The organism is Sulfitobacter sp. 1A15258 (assembly GCF_043557045.1).
In the GTDB taxonomy this organism is placed as follows: Bacteria; Pseudomonadota; Alphaproteobacteria; order Rhodobacterales; family Rhodobacteraceae; genus Sulfitobacter; species Sulfitobacter faviae.
Genome location: NZ_JBIFFK010000002.1, coordinates 571,407 through 584,614, shown reverse-complemented (window position 1 = coordinate 584,614; position 13,208 = coordinate 571,407). Strand labels below are relative to the sequence as shown.

Sequence of the window (13,208 nt, the reverse complement as noted above, 5' to 3'; positions counted from 1 at the left end):
GGTCAGGCGCGGGTGCGCCTCACCCCTCTTGCCGGTCCTGCCCTGCCGCCATTTCGGCCCGCAGGGCGGTGACCGGCAAATGCGGCAGCCCTTCGCCTGCAAGCTCTGCCCAACCCATCACCCGCAGCACCATATCCGTCACCGGCGTCGCGCGGCCAAGCGCCCTCGCGCGGCGCTGCACCTCGCCTTGGAACGCGTCGATCTCGGTCGGGCGGCGCGCGGCGAGGTCTTGCGCCATCGAGGCCCGCGCCTGCGGGTCGATCTGCAACATGGCCGCAGCGACGCGGGTGAAAATCGGCGTCGGCAGGCGCAAGAGCGTCGGGACCAATCGAGCCGGGATCGGCGTGGTCATGGCGGGGCGGATCTTGTCGGCGCGCAGAACCGCCAGCGCCTCGGCCCATTGATCGGCCATCAGACGCCGCCACGCCCGATCCTGCAACTGCGCTTGCAACGGCAGACCGCTTAAAGCGTTCAGGGCGTTGTTGAGGTTCATCAGGAATTTGCCCCATTGCAGGGCGGTGATATCGGCGCGTTCCTCTACCTTTAGGTCCGGCAGCGACAGGCGCGTGGCCAGATCAGCCGGGCCCGCCTCGATCACCAGATCGCCCGAGCTTGCCCGGTGGTAGCAGCCCTGCCCCATGGCCACGACGTTGAACGGCACCAGCCCCGCGCGCAGATCATGCTGCGGCAGGTGCCGGGCCAAGGCCGCGCGGTTGCCCATGCCGTTTTGCAGGCTGATGACCTGCACGCCCGGCGCGCTGTGGCGGGCGATCAGCCGGGCCATGTCTTCGGTGTCGCGCGATTTGACCGTGACCAGCACGATATCGGCATCGCGCAGGCAGGTCTCATCCCCTGCAAGGTTCAGATCATCCGGCGAGAGGTAGCGCGCCATGCCGCCGAAATCCGTCAGGGTTAGCCCATGAGTGCGGACTTCGGCCTGAATGCGGGGCCGCGCCAGCAGGGTCACGGCATGGCCTGCCCCGGCCAGCAGCCCGCCGACAAAGCAGCCCACCGCCCCCGCGCCCGCAACAACGATGCGGGGGCCGTCGCTCATGCGCCCAGACACCAGCGCATGACAGCTTTCTGCGCGTGCAGACGGTTCTCAGCCTCGTCAAAGATCACCGAATGCGGCCCATCCATGACCGAGCTTGTCGCCTCGTCATCGCGGTGCGCGGGCAGGCAATGCATGAAAAGCGCATCCGGCTTCGCCAGCGCCATCAGCGCATCGTTCACCTGATAGCCGCGCAGCTGATTGTGCCGCCGCTCCCGCGCCGATTGCGGATCATGCATGCTGACCCAAGTATCGGTGACCACCAGATCGGCACCCTCCACGGCCTTCTGGGGGTCGCGCTCGGTGGTATAAAGCCCGTCGAGCGCGCGCTCGGGGTCGAGCGGCTCCGGCCCGGTGAAGACAAGGTCGAAGTCGAACTGCTTGGCCGCATGGGCGAAACTGGCGAAGACGTTGTTGCCGTCGCCCGACCAGACCACCTTGCGCCCTTTGATCGGGCCGCGGTGTTCCTCGAAGGTCTGAATATCGGCCATGATCTGGCAGGGATGCGTGCGGTTGGTCAGCCCGTTGATTACCGGAACGGAGGCATATTCCGCCATCTCCAGCAGGGTCTGCTCTTCGAAAGTGCGGATCATGATCATATCGACGTAGCGCGACAGCACGCGGGCGGTGTCGGCGATGGTCTCACCATGGCCGAGTTGCATATCGGCGCCCGAAAGCACCATGGTCTGCCCGCCCATCTGCCGCACGCCCACGTCGAAGGAGACGCGAGTCCGGGTCGAGGGCTTCTCGAAAATCAGCGCGACCATGTGATCTTTCAACGGCTGGTCATCATCCGGCGCGCCGCGCGGGCGGCCATTGCGCGCGGCTTTCATAGCGGCGGCATTGTCGATGATCTGCCGCAGATCGGCGGGGTCGGTTTGGTGGATATCGAGGAAATGGTTCATCTGTCGTCTCTGTCTTGCGGGATCCAAGGCCACGGCCTTGAAAGCCCGAGGAATGTTTTGGGGTGAATGGCGCTTAGGCCGGGGTCAGGTCACGCGCGATGGCGTCAAGGCGGGTCACCGCCTCGGCAATCTCATCATCGGAAATGGTCAGCGGCGGCAGCAGGCGGATCACATTGTCGGCGGCGGGCACGGTGATCAGCTCATGGGCATAGCCCGAGGCGACCACATCGGCATTCGCCACCTTGCATTTCAGCCCCAGCATCAGCCCCGCGCCGCGCACCTCTTCAAAGACCTCCGGATGCTCAGCCACCAGCCCTTCGAGACGCTGACGCAGCAGCCCCGCCTTGCGGCTCACCTCGGCCAGAAAGGCCGCGTCGGCCACCACATCCAGCACCGCGCAGCCCACGGCACAGCCCAGCGGGTTGCCGCCATAGGTCGACCCATGGGTGCCTGCGGTCATGCCCGAGGCCGCCTTTTCCGTGGCCAGTACGGCGCCCAGCGGAAAGCCCCCGCCGATGCCCTTGGCGACCATCATGATGTCGGGCCTGATCCCGGCCCATTCATGGGCAAAGAGCCGCCCGGTCCGGCCCACGCCGCATTGCACCTCATCGCAAATCAGCAAGAGCCCGTGGGTGTCGCACAGCGCGCGCATCTGTTGCAACTCGGCATCCGGCACGGCGCGGATACCGCCTTCGCCCTGTACCGGCTCGACCATGATGGCGGCGGTCTTGTCGGTGATGGCGGCCTCAAGAGCGGCGCTGTCGCCAAGGTCGAGATGCACGAAACCCGGCAGTTGCGGGCCAAAGCCTTTGGTCATCTTCTCAGACCCCGCCGCCGCGATCCCGGCAGAAGAGCGGCCGTGAAAGGCCCCGTTAAAGGCGATGATCTCGACCCGCTCGGGCTGGCCCGCCTCATAGAAATACTTGCGCGCCATTTTCACCGCCAACTCGCAAGCCTCGGTCCCCGAGTTGCAGAAGAACGCAGTGTCGGCAAAGGTCTCCGCCACCAGCCGATCGGCCAGCGCCTCTTGCTGCGGAATGTGGTAGAGGTTCGACGTATGCCACAGCGCCTGCGCCTGATCGGTCAGCGCCTTCACCAGCACCGGATGCGCATGGCCAAGCGCGTTCACCGCGATCCCCGCGCCAAGGTCGAGAAAACGTCGCCCATCCGCCTCGATCAGCCAAGTGCCTTCGCCTTTGACGAAGGTCAAAGGAGCGCGATTATAGGTTGGCAGAACGGAAGGGATCATCTGTTTGTCCTTGAAAGAGGGCCGTGTCACGCCGGTAAAAGGGCATGGGGCTGGCGCAGGGTCAATGGGATTTGCTTGTTTTTGAAAGGATGCAGCACGCAGGCTGCGAGATCAGGCCATCACGCCGCCCCAAAGGGGGGCACCATGTTATCGGACGAAGCGTCGTCGGATGGAATATGCGGCAGATTTGATCATGGCTCTTGCATAGCCGCCCTTCATCCCCCACGTAAAGCCCCAATCGCAGCGCCCCGTGCCCAGAGGGCATCGGCGCTTGCACCTGCGGCCCCAGAAGATAAAATGGGGGCCGATACACTGACAAAGCGGTCCGGGCTAGGGGGCCGCTTTTTAACTGGGGAACCCCGTATGTCCTGGACTGATGAGCGCGTAGAGACACTGAAAAAGATGTGGGGCGAAGGCCAGTCCGCCAGCCAGATCGCGAAGGAACTGGGCGGGGTGACGCGCAACGCCGTGATCGGCAAGGTGCACCGTCTGGGCCTGTCGAACCGCACCGCGGGCGCGCCTGCCGCCGCGGCGGCGGCGACTGCCAAGCCGGAGCCCAAGGCCAAGCCCGCAGCCCCCAAGGCCGAGGCTAAGGCAAAGCCCGCCGCCAAAGCCGCGCCCGAGCCGGAGGCCGAAGCCGCCCCCGCGCCCGAAGCCGAAGAGCCAGCCGCAGCCCCGGCGCCCAAGCCCAACCTGCCCGCACGCAAGCAGATCATCCCCGCAGGCCAACCCCTGCCGCCGCAGCCGTCGGCGAATGAGATCAGCCCCGAGGCGCTTGCCAAGGTCAGCGAAGTTGAGAAGAAGGCCAAGAAGATCGGCCTGATGGAACTGACCGAACGCACCTGCAAATGGCCCGTGGGCGACCCGGCAACCGATGATTTCTGGTTCTGCGGCCTGCCCGTGCAGCAGGGCAAACCCTATTGCGAGGCCCATGTCGGCGTCGCTTTCCAACCGATGAGCGCCCGGCGCGACCGCCGCCGCTAAGTCCGGCGGGATGAAAGAAAAAAGGCGGGCGGGCTTGTGTGCCCTGCCCGCCTCTTTCTTGCCTGAGGCCTAGATCAGCGCAGCTTCGGCGGTTTCGCCGGATCGCTGCCGGGGGCCATCCGGGGCGTATTTTGCAAAGGCTCCATCTGCGGCAGGTCAAACCGCAGGCCGACGCGGGCCAGCTTCTCGACCACCGCGTCATTGGGGCCGAAGAAGCCGACATCCATCGCGCCCGCCTCGATCCCCGAAAAGGTCAGCGCCTCAGACGCCGCGCGCACCAGCGCGTCTTGCGCCCGGGGGATCGCGCCGACGAAGGCCAGCAGATGCCCGCGCCCGCCGCCGCTGTATTCGACACCGACAAGGAAGGCCCCCGCCGCCATGCCGGTGGCCGTCGCCAATTTCGCATCAATCGCGGCGATCAGCGTCTCGGGCAAGCCCTGCGGCGGGAACACGCGGTCGATACCCGCCTCCACCTCGCCCGGCGCATGGGCCAATGTGCTGCGCAGCCAGTCCATCGCCTCGGCAGGCAGCAGGATCTCGGACGGGGCCACACCGATGTTCACCGCCATGCCCAAGGGCTGCCCCTCCAACATCGCGGCAATCGCACGGCCCGAGAGCGCCACGTAAGGAGACGCCTCCCCCACGTGAGCCGAGAGCCGCGCCGCGCGGTCGAAGACCATGACATAGCTACCGTCAAGCAGCACCGGGCTGATCTGATCGCCCTGCGGCTCATCCTCGAGCAACATGAACAGCTCGACATCCGCGATACGCTCGTAAAAACGCAGCCGCGCCGCGTCGTCGTCGGGGGCGGAGGTCATCGCAGCATGGGCTTGGTCGAGCGGGGTCGGCTCGGTCTTGGGGTCAGTTTGGCGGTCGGTCATTCATCACCTCGGACACGGCGGCGCGCAGACGGGGCAAGACCTCTTCCGCGAACCAGGGATTCTTGTTCAACCATCCGGTATTGCGCCACGACGGATGAGGCAAGGCAAAGACCCCCGGCGGATGATCCCGCCAGCCCGCCACGGCCTCGGTCACATTGCGAAATCCGGGGAGGTGATATTTCATTGCATAGGCCCCAATCAACACCGTGAGCCGCAGATCGGGCAGCATCTCCAGCACCGGTTTGCGCCAAGTCTGCGCACAGATACGCGGCGGCGGCAGGTCACTGCCCTTGGCGTCATAGCCCGGAAAGCAAAAGCCCATCGGCACGATGGCAACCCTGTCGCGGTCATAGAATGTCGCCTCATCCAGCCCCAGCCAGTCGCGCAGGCGGGTGCCGGACATATCCCAGAACGGCTTGCCCGCCTCATGCACCCGTTTGCCGGGCGCTTGGCTGGCGATCAGCAGCCGCGCGCCGGGTTTGAACCAGACGATGGGCCGCGGGCGATGCTGGGTGGCGGTCACGGCGAAACGCTCGGCACAAAGGCGGCAGGCCGCCAGATCATCTCGGATATCCTTCATGAGCAGGAGATAAGCGATAGGGCCAAAAGATAAAGGGCGACGGGCCATCACTTCGTCAATTATCGAAATAAACCTTGCATCGCGCTAACGTTTCGATATTTCTAGAATCATGAAACAAGAATCCGCAACCCCCGCACTCACCCTCGCCGCCAGCAGCTTTGCGGCGCTTGGATCGGAACAACGCCTTCTGGTGCTGCGCACGCTGGTGCGCGCCGGATCAGAGGGGCTAAACATCGGCACGCTGGGCGAACGCACCGGCGTGACCGGCTCGACCCTGACACATCATCTGAAACTCTTGGCCTCTGCCGGTCTGGTGAAACAGGAAAAACAAGGCCGCAGCACCATCTGCGCCGCCGTTGCCTATGAAGAGGTGCAAGCCTTGGCGAATTTCCTGCTGACCGAATGCTGCGCGGATGCAATCGACGGCTGCACGGAGCATAACCATGGCTGATACCACACAAACCCTCCCCGCGCTGCACCGCTTGGCCTTTCTAAAAGGCGCTTGGGGCATCACGCTGGCGCTCTTGGCGCTGATCGCGCTGCTGGATCCGCTGCAGGTCATGCCGACGGTCATCTTCGCGTCCGAGGCGCTTTTGCACACCGCCCCCTTCATCGCCTTCGCGGTGCTGGCCGTGGCCTATCTCAAAGCCAGCGGGGCGGAGAGCCTGCTTGCCCGCGCGTTCGAGGGCAACCCGGCCCGGATGGTGGTAATGGCAGCGGCGCTCGGCGGCCTGTCCCCCTTTTGCAGTTGCGAAGTGATCCCCTTTATCGCCGCGCTGCTGGCCGTCGGCGCCCCGCTCGGCGCGGTGATGGCCTTTTGGCTGGCCTCCCCGCTGATGGACCCGGCGATGTTCGCGATCACCTCAGGCACGCTCGGCTTCGACTTCGCCCTGGCGAAAACCATCGCGGCGCTCGGCGTCGGCATGTTCGGGGGTTTCACCGTCATGGCCCTGTCCCGCACGCCGATTTTCAACGCCCCCCTGCGCCCCCAGCCCGCGAAAAGCAGCTGCTGTTCTTCGGCCAAACCCTTTTCCGGCGCGCCGGTCTGGAAGTTCTGGCAAGAGGCCGAGCGCCGCGCGAGCTTTGCCGACACGGCGCTGACCAATGCGCTGTTCCTCGTCAAATGGCTGACCCTCGCCTATGTGGTCGAAGCCCTCATGCTGACCTATGTGCCCGCCGAATGGATCGCCAATGTCTTGGGCGGCACCGGGATCATGCCGATCATTCTGGGCGCATTCGTGGGCGCACCGGCCTACCTGAATGGCTATGCCGCCGTGCCCCTGATCGACGCGCTGCTGGCGCAAGGGATGACCCAAGGCGCGGCCATGTCCTTTGTCGTGGCGGGCGGGGTAAGCTGCATTCCGGCGGCCATCGCGGTCTGGGCCCTGGTCAAACCGCGTGTTTTCGCCGCCTACATCGGCTTTGCCTTCGTCGGAGCGATCTTTGCGGGTGTGATCTGGCAGTTGGTCGCGTGACCGCATCAAACTGGCGACCCGAATGCGGGGGCGGTAGAAATGCCGCCCCCTTTTCCGTTTGAGATTGTCTTTGCGGTGAGGGCAGATGTCGCCCGCGCCGAGAGGCCGGGCAGCGAGGCGCTCGCGACTTACGCCGCCGCGCGCTCTCCGTCTGGCTTTTCGGAGGGTTCATCCCCAATCGGCCCCTCGCCATTCACCATGTCTTTGACGGCCATCCCATGGGGCAATTCCTTCCCCGTACCATTGCCCAAGGGCATATCGATATAGAAGGTCGTGCCGGGGCCGTCGTTCTTGAAATAGTCGATCTGCCCGCCCAAGGCTTCGATGATCCGTTTGGAGATGTTCATCCCCAATCCAGTGCCGCCAACGGCCCGCTGGTCCGAGGAATCGATCTGCGAAAATTCGTCAAAGACCTTTTCGCGCTCGGATTCGGCAAGGCCGATCCCCTCGTCGATCACGCTGATCCGCACCTTGTCGCCACGGTTGACCGAGGTAACCTTGACCGTCGACCCGGCGGGCGAGAATTTGGCCGCGTTCGACAGCAGGTTGGACATCACCTGTTGCAGTCGTTTCTCGTCCGTGGCGATCCCCGCAGGCTCCGACGGTTTGGCATAGCGCAGCGTCACGCCAAGGTTGCCTGCAAAGGATTGGTTCAACTCAATCGCGTCTTCGATGATGGTCTGAACCTCAAGCGGTTCGATATCAAAGCTGATCTTGCCCGCCTCGAACTTTTGCAGGTCGAGAATCTCGTTAATGATCGACGTCAGCCGCGCCGAATTGCGCTGCGCAATCTTTAGAACTTTCTCCATCTGCGGGGTCATTTCGCCCAAAACGCCGGCGCAGGCCATATCGAGCGACCCTTTGATCGAGGTCATCGGCGTGCGCAGCTCATGGCTGATGGTCGAGACGAATTCGGTCTTCACTTTGAACGCGATCTTGGTTTTCTCATGCTCGACCTTCAGCTCTTCGAGCTGGCGTAGATTGGTGCGGTACATCTTTAGGAAGATGCGAGAGCAATCGACGATGAAGTAGAGCACGAAGACCACGGTGAACAACTGGGTCCAAAGCTCGGATTCGATGCTCGCCCCCGTGCGCACGATGTCCCAGATCGGGATGAAGAGGAATGTCGCGCCATAGATCGCAAGCCGCAGCATCAGCACCGGCAGGATATGGTGGTTGTTCATCGAGGCGAAGAGCGCCGCGGCAAAAAGGAAGAACAGCGGCAGGAAATGCGTCGTCGCCCCCTGCTGAAGCGCAATCCCAAGGGCGAAATAGCTGATCACCCCGGCGCTCAGCACCGTGCCGATATAGATGCGGTTCATGAACAAACGCGCCAAACGTGGGCTGCGCCCCCGCCAGCGGGTGATGCGCAGGAAAAGCAGATAGTCGAAAGTCTCGGAAATCGCGATCAGAATCACGGTCGAGATCGACAGCCACAGATCATAGTAGAACGCAGATAGGCAAATGGCCGCCGCAAAGATCATCTGCCGCTGCCAAAACAGGTTAACGCCGACTTGGGAATAATCCCGCATCTGCTGCACCTTTGTCGCGTCTGCCAGATGCGGCGTATGAATCGGGCCGTATGTTACTTTTTCCTGCGACATCGCTCTCGTTTTCTTCGGTCGGCTGCTCGAATGCCGGCATTCTGCCGACAAACGCTCTTAACATGTTGCATTTCGGCATCGAAGCACATGTTAGACGCGATCATCTTACCTTCTACACCCGGAAATGGGACATAAGTATGGCCATTTCATGCAACTAGAGGTTAGCCTCTTGATAAGAGGTATTTTTACAGCGAATTTTCGAGGTCCAACATGAGTCTGCAAGGACGGAGCTTCAGTGGAAAATCTTGGCAGGATGTTCTTCCCGAACTGACGCCACAGGACGCTAAAGCGCTGGAAGTAAAGAACAACCGCTTCCCACGAAAACTGCTTAACAACACATCGAAAGAGGCTGACCCCTATAGCCCCGAGGCCCTTGCCCGGGCCAACCCCTATATGCGTGCCACAACTTTGTCATTTTTGAACATGCATCAGCACGGGGAATTATTCGTTAACTTCCTCCGGGCGCGGCGCCGAATCTTTATCGACGATAAGCAGTGGGATCTCCCTCAGGTTGATGGGATGGAGTTTGACCAATACGACACGCCCCGCGCACGCTGGATCGTTTTGCATGAATATGGGGAGGTCATGGGCGGCGTCCGCCTGATGCCCACCACCTCGACCTGCGCGCAATACAGCTACATGCTGCGTGATGCGCAACTGGGGATGCTGCCGGACATTCCGCAGGACGTGCTGTTCTTCAAAGCGCCCGTGCGCGACGACATATGGGAAGCCACCCGCTTGTTCCTCACCAGCGCCGTTCCTGCCCAACGCCGCATTGCCGTGCAACGTATGCTGATGAACCAGATGGCCGGTGCCGCATATGCCATGGGCGCAAGCCATGTTCTGGGCATCGTGCCCGCCACCTTCAGCCGCTGGATGACCCGGCTTGGCCTGATGAGCGCCGTGCCCGTAGGCCCGGTGCAAAACATCGACGGAGACCGCACGCAGGCGGCCTTGATGAATGTCAGCTACATCGGCGAAATGGCCCCGACCGAGAGCACCCACACGTTGCACTGACCTCCGCGCGGGCGCGGGCCGATATGCCTTCCTCTTATGCCCCCTCCCCCGCAGGATACCCGTCCTGCGGGCAGCAGGTTTTACCGCCACCAGAAAGCCCCGCACGGCGCCCTGCCCCGGCGAACGCCCGCGTTTCGACATATTGTGGTCAAATTCCGTGAATAAACGGTTAAGATACCTCTGATACCAGAGGCGCCGCGACGCCCCGCTTAGCACCAACCGGAGCAGCGAATGCTGGAATTTGAAAATGTGTCCAAGTCCTTTTGGACGGGATCGCAGCACAAGGTCATTCTTGACCGGGTGTCTTTTCGCGTGGAGCTTGGCAACTCCTTGGGCATTCTGGCCCCCAACGGCACCGGTAAAACGACCCTTATCAACATGATGGCCGGGCTGGAAAAACCCGACGAAGGAGAGATCAGGCGCGGCTGTAACATCTCGTTTCCTTTGGGTTTTATGGGCGGGGTGGTCAATAAAGTCTCAGCCATGGAGAACGCCCGCTATATCGCGCGGCTCTATGGGCTTGACCCGGATTACGTCGAAAGCTTTTGCCGCTGGCTCTGCGGTTTGGGCGAATACTTCGACCAGCCGCTCGGCACCTATTCCGCCGGGATGCGGGCGCGCTTCTCTTTTGCGCTGATGTTGGCGCTGGATTTTGATATCTATCTGATTGACGAAGGCATGCCCGGCACGACAGACGTGGAATTCAACCGCAAGGCGGGTGATATTCTGAAAGAACGGCTGCGGACCACGACGATCATCATCGTCTCGCATCAGGCCCATACGCTTGAGAAATTTGCCCGTTCCGCCGCTGTCCTTTTGGACGGCAAATTACATATGTTCGACACCTTGGAAGAAGCGAAACAGCTCTATGACTACGAAACCCAAGGCTAGAAAATTCCGCATCCGCAAGGCGCCGCCCCCCTCGGGCAGCAGCGCCGCGCCGAGCAGCGCCGAGAAGGCGCAGGCGGACCAGACGGACGCCGAAAAGGCCGCGCGCAAGGCCAAGCTGCGCGCCGTCGCCGATGCGACCGAGGTGGAACCCTCGCACAGCAAGGAAGCCTTGGAACATGCTGCGCGCAGCGGCAAAGCCCCCCACTCCGAAAGCGCCCGCTCGGGCGAGGTGTCTTCCGCCAATGAAGTCTCGGCCGAGCAGGACATCGACGCGATCCGCCGCGAGGGGCTGACAGGCCGGCAATTGCGCATGGCGCGGCGGGTGGCGCAGAAACACGGGCTGGCGCCAACCTCGGATTTCGACGCGGTGCGCCTTTTGCGGGCCAAGGGGATCGACCCGTTTCAGCGGTCCAACATGCTGGAACTCGTGGTGCCGCAGTCAGGCGATCCGGCGGACAGCGGCCTGCCCGCCACCCGGGACCAGCCCGGCGACCCGAAGGTGCAACTGCCCCAGACCACGCCCCGCGGCCCGCGCGGCCTGCCCTCAACCGATGTCAGCCCCGCCGAGCGCCGTCAGCGCGAGATCTCGGACATTCAGCGTGACATCACCCGCCGCCGTCGCCGCAAAGCGGCCATGCTGCTGGTCCGGCTGGCCTTTTTCGTCATGCTGCCGACCATTGCCGCCGGCTATTATTTCTACAAAATCGCCACACCGATGTATGCCACCGAAAGCCAGTTTCTGATCATTCAGAACGAAGGTGGCGGCGGCTCCAGCCCCTTTGGCGGGCTGCTGCCCACGCAATTCGCCAATAGCGCTGACAGCATCGCCACGCAGGCCTATCTGCAATCGAAAGACGCGATGCTGCGCCTTGACGAAGACGCAGGGTTTCGCGCCCATTTCGCCGACCCTGAGATCGACGCGATCCAACGGCTTTCGGAAAACCCCAGCAACGAAGAAGCCTACAAAACCTACAAGAAGAACGTCAAAATCGGCTACGACCCGACCGAAGGCGTGATCCGGATGGAGGTGATTGCCGCCGATCCCGAGGTCTCGGAAGAATTCTCGAAACGTCTGCTCACCTATGCCGAAGAGCGGGTGAATGACCTGAGCAAGCAAAAGCGCGAAGACGGGATGCGCGACGCGCTGGAGGGTTATGAAACCGCATTGGAAAACCGCCGCGCGGCGCAGGAGGCGCTGATCAAACTGCAGGTCGACAACAACGTCGACCCTGAGGCGATGATCGCCTCGATCCGCACGCAGATCACCAATTACGAGACCCTTTTGATCGAAAAGGAACTCGAACTCGCCGCCCTGCTCGACAACCAGCGCCCGAACCAAGCCAAGGTCGATGGCGCGCGCGGGGATGTGCGACGGCTACGCGAACAGCTCACCAAACTGCGCGAGCGGATGACCGCCGCCAATGAAGGCGAAAACTCGCTGGCGCAACAGGCGGTCGCCGCACAGCTTGCGCAGGCCGATCTGGCCTCTGCCGACATGGTGCTGCAAAGCGCGCAAACCGCAATGGAACAGGCCCGAACCGAGGCCGGGCGGCAGGTCCGCTACCTCACCGTGGCGGTCAACCCCGTGGCCCCGGACGAGGCGACCTACCCCCGCAAGTTCGAAAACACGATATTGGCTTTCCTTATCTTTGCAGGCATCTACCTGATGTTGTCCCTGACAGCGTCCATTCTAAGAGAACAGGTAACTTCATGACCCAGCTGCGCATTGGCAATCTTACCGTCGGCAATGATCGTCCCCTCACCGTGATCGCTGGCCCCTGCCAGTTGGAGAGCGAAGACCATGCGCAGATGGTTGCGGGCGTGTTGAAAGAAGCCTGCGACGCCGCGGGCGCGCAGTTCATTTTCAAGGGCAGCTATGACAAGGCCAACCGCACCTCTCTCTCGGGCAAGCGCGGTTTGGGGATCGAGAAGGGGCTGCAAGTCTTGCAATCCGTGGCGCGTGCCAATGACGTGCCGGTGCTGACGGATGTGCATAATGAAGCGCAATGCGCACAGGCTGGTGACGTGGTCGACGTGCTGCAAATCCCCGCCTTCCTCTGCCGCCAAACCGACCTGCTGCTCGCCGCCGGGGAGACCGGAAAGGCGGTGAACGTGAAAAAGGGCCAATTCCTCGCCCCTTGGGAAATGCAGAACATCGTCGGCAAGATCGAAAGCACCGGGAACCGCAACATCCTGCTGACCGAACGCGGCACGACCTTTGGCTACAACACGCTGGTCGCCGACATGCGCAGCTTGCCGCAGATGGCTCAGACCGGCTACCCGGTGGTGATGGACGCGACACATTCCGTGGCACAACCCGGCGGCAAGGGCGGCTCTTCGGGCGGCCAGCGTGAGTTTGCCCCGGTCATGGCCCGCGGTGCTGCCGCCATCGGCGTTGCAGCGATCTTCATGGAAACCCACGAAGACCCCGACCGCGCGCCTAGCGACGGGCCCAATATGATCTACCTCGACCAGATGCCGGGGCTGATCAACCTGCTGATGCAATTCGACGCGCTGGCCAAAAGCCATCCGCTGACTTTCTAAATTTATCTTAAAAAGCGAGTATTTGAC

13 protein-coding genes are annotated in these 13,208 nt (G+C 62.6%); 7 read left to right on the top strand and 6 right to left on the bottom strand.

The genetic code is table 11. From position 1 onward, the window contains the following. Positions 1 to 19 precede the first annotated feature (19 nt). The 3 genes from ACGYK9_RS07085 to ACGYK9_RS07075 form a co-directional block, all read right to left on the bottom strand. Complete coding sequence (locus ACGYK9_RS07085; RefSeq protein ID WP_394414273.1) at positions 20 to 1,054, bottom strand: 2-dehydropantoate 2-reductase; 1,035 nt, start codon at positions 1,052 to 1,054, stop codon at positions 20 to 22. Further along, positions 1,051 to 1,956, bottom strand: a complete 906-nt coding sequence (gene argF, locus ACGYK9_RS07080; RefSeq protein ID WP_067261450.1) for an ornithine carbamoyltransferase — start codon at positions 1,954 to 1,956, stop codon at positions 1,051 to 1,053. Before argF ends, ACGYK9_RS07085 begins: the two co-directional genes overlap by 4 nt. Before the next feature lie 73 nt (positions 1,957 to 2,029). Continuing rightward, positions 2,030 to 3,205, bottom strand: coding sequence for an aspartate aminotransferase family protein (locus tag ACGYK9_RS07075; protein ID WP_394414270.1), 1,176 nt, complete (start codon positions 3,203 to 3,205; stop codon positions 2,030 to 2,032). Positions 3,206 to 3,568: 363 nt separating this feature from the next. Here ACGYK9_RS07075 and ACGYK9_RS07070 point away from each other — a divergent pair, with 363 nt between their 5' ends. After that, entirely contained in the window at positions 3,569 to 4,189 is a 621-nt protein-coding gene (locus ACGYK9_RS07070; protein WP_067261447.1) for a GcrA family cell cycle regulator, read from the top strand. Positions 4,190 to 4,263: 74 nt separating this feature from the next. Here ACGYK9_RS07070 and ACGYK9_RS07065 read toward each other — a convergent pair whose 3' ends face one another. Then, on the bottom strand, positions 4,264 to 5,070 hold the full coding sequence (locus ACGYK9_RS07065) for an SseB family protein (RefSeq protein ID WP_394414267.1): 807 nt from the start codon (positions 5,068 to 5,070) through the stop codon (positions 4,264 to 4,266). Then, the gene (locus ACGYK9_RS07060; protein ID WP_136720430.1) at positions 5,051 to 5,650 is read right to left on the bottom strand and encodes a uracil-DNA glycosylase family protein; all 600 of its coding nucleotides are present in this window, start codon (positions 5,648 to 5,650) and stop codon (positions 5,051 to 5,053) included. Before ACGYK9_RS07060 ends, ACGYK9_RS07065 begins: the two co-directional genes overlap by 20 nt. A 109-nt stretch (positions 5,651 to 5,759) precedes the next feature. On the opposite strand from ACGYK9_RS07060, the gene ACGYK9_RS07055 reads away from it, so the two are divergent. Beyond that, on the top strand, positions 5,760 to 6,101 hold the full coding sequence (locus ACGYK9_RS07055) for an ArsR/SmtB family transcription factor (protein WP_394414264.1): 342 nt from the start codon (positions 5,760 to 5,762) through the stop codon (positions 6,099 to 6,101). Beyond that, complete coding sequence (locus ACGYK9_RS07050) at positions 6,094 to 7,125, top strand: permease (RefSeq protein WP_394414261.1); 1,032 nt, start codon at positions 6,094 to 6,096, stop codon at positions 7,123 to 7,125. Before ACGYK9_RS07055 ends, ACGYK9_RS07050 begins: the two co-directional genes overlap by 8 nt. A gap of 128 nt (positions 7,126 to 7,253) precedes the next feature. On the opposite strand, the gene ACGYK9_RS07045 is transcribed toward ACGYK9_RS07050, so the two are convergent. After that, the gene (locus ACGYK9_RS07045) at positions 7,254 to 8,657 is read right to left on the bottom strand and encodes a sensor histidine kinase (RefSeq protein WP_394414258.1); all 1,404 of its coding nucleotides are present in this window, start codon (positions 8,655 to 8,657) and stop codon (positions 7,254 to 7,256) included. A gap of 282 nt (positions 8,658 to 8,939) precedes the next feature. Here ACGYK9_RS07045 and ACGYK9_RS07040 point away from each other — a divergent pair, with 282 nt between their 5' ends. The 4 genes from ACGYK9_RS07040 to kdsA all read left to right on the top strand — a co-directional run bounded on the left by ACGYK9_RS07040 (position 8,940) and on the right by kdsA (position 13,181). After that, positions 8,940 to 9,746: an acyl-homoserine-lactone synthase gene (locus ACGYK9_RS07040; protein WP_394414255.1), complete on the top strand. Its 807-nt coding sequence runs from the start codon at positions 8,940 to 8,942 to the stop codon at positions 9,744 to 9,746. 231 nt (positions 9,747 to 9,977) lie between these two features. Next, positions 9,978 to 10,637: an ABC transporter ATP-binding protein gene (locus ACGYK9_RS07035; RefSeq protein WP_067261436.1), complete on the top strand. Its 660-nt coding sequence runs from the start codon at positions 9,978 to 9,980 to the stop codon at positions 10,635 to 10,637. Next, positions 10,615 to 12,351 (top strand): capsule biosynthesis protein, encoded by a 1,737-nt coding sequence (locus ACGYK9_RS07030; RefSeq protein WP_394414252.1) that lies wholly within the window; start codon positions 10,615 to 10,617, stop codon positions 12,349 to 12,351. The genes ACGYK9_RS07035 and ACGYK9_RS07030 overlap by 23 nt, the downstream gene beginning before the upstream one ends. Further along, positions 12,348 to 13,181, top strand: coding sequence for a 3-deoxy-8-phosphooctulonate synthase (gene kdsA / locus ACGYK9_RS07025; protein WP_394414249.1), 834 nt, complete (start codon positions 12,348 to 12,350; stop codon positions 13,179 to 13,181). The genes ACGYK9_RS07030 and kdsA overlap by 4 nt, the downstream gene beginning before the upstream one ends. The last annotated feature ends 27 nt before the right edge of the window (positions 13,182 to 13,208 follow it).

What these genes read in the sequence shown, in the direction of transcription:
- ACGYK9_RS07085 (WP_394414273.1), bottom strand. Translation starts at nt 1,054, where the DNA reads ATGAGCGACGGCCCCCGCATCGTTGTTGCGGGCGCGGGGGCGGTGGGC.
- argF (WP_067261450.1), bottom strand. Translation starts at nt 1,956, where the DNA reads ATGAACCATTTCCTCGATATCCACCAAACCGACCCCGCCGATCTGCGG.
- ACGYK9_RS07075 (WP_394414270.1), bottom strand. Translation starts at nt 3,205, where the DNA reads ATGATCCCTTCCGTTCTGCCAACCTATAATCGCGCTCCTTTGACCTTC.
- ACGYK9_RS07070 (WP_067261447.1), top strand. Translation starts at nt 3,569, where the DNA reads ATGTCCTGGACTGATGAGCGCGTAGAGACACTGAAAAAGATGTGGGGC.
- ACGYK9_RS07065 (WP_394414267.1), bottom strand. Translation starts at nt 5,070, where the DNA reads ATGACCGACCGCCAAACTGACCCCAAGACCGAGCCGACCCCGCTCGAC.
- ACGYK9_RS07060 (WP_136720430.1), bottom strand. Translation starts at nt 5,650, where the DNA reads ATGAAGGATATCCGAGATGATCTGGCGGCCTGCCGCCTTTGTGCCGAG.
- ACGYK9_RS07055 (WP_394414264.1), top strand. Translation starts at nt 5,760, where the DNA reads ATGAAACAAGAATCCGCAACCCCCGCACTCACCCTCGCCGCCAGCAGC.
- ACGYK9_RS07050 (WP_394414261.1), top strand. Translation starts at nt 6,094, where the DNA reads ATGGCTGATACCACACAAACCCTCCCCGCGCTGCACCGCTTGGCCTTT.
- ACGYK9_RS07045 (WP_394414258.1), bottom strand. Translation starts at nt 8,657, where the DNA reads ATGCGGGATTATTCCCAAGTCGGCGTTAACCTGTTTTGGCAGCGGCAG.
- ACGYK9_RS07040 (WP_394414255.1), top strand. Translation starts at nt 8,940, where the DNA reads ATGAGTCTGCAAGGACGGAGCTTCAGTGGAAAATCTTGGCAGGATGTT.
- ACGYK9_RS07035 (WP_067261436.1), top strand. Translation starts at nt 9,978, where the DNA reads ATGCTGGAATTTGAAAATGTGTCCAAGTCCTTTTGGACGGGATCGCAG.
- ACGYK9_RS07030 (WP_394414252.1), top strand. Translation starts at nt 10,615, where the DNA reads ATGACTACGAAACCCAAGGCTAGAAAATTCCGCATCCGCAAGGCGCCG.
- kdsA (WP_394414249.1), top strand. Translation starts at nt 12,348, where the DNA reads ATGACCCAGCTGCGCATTGGCAATCTTACCGTCGGCAATGATCGTCCC.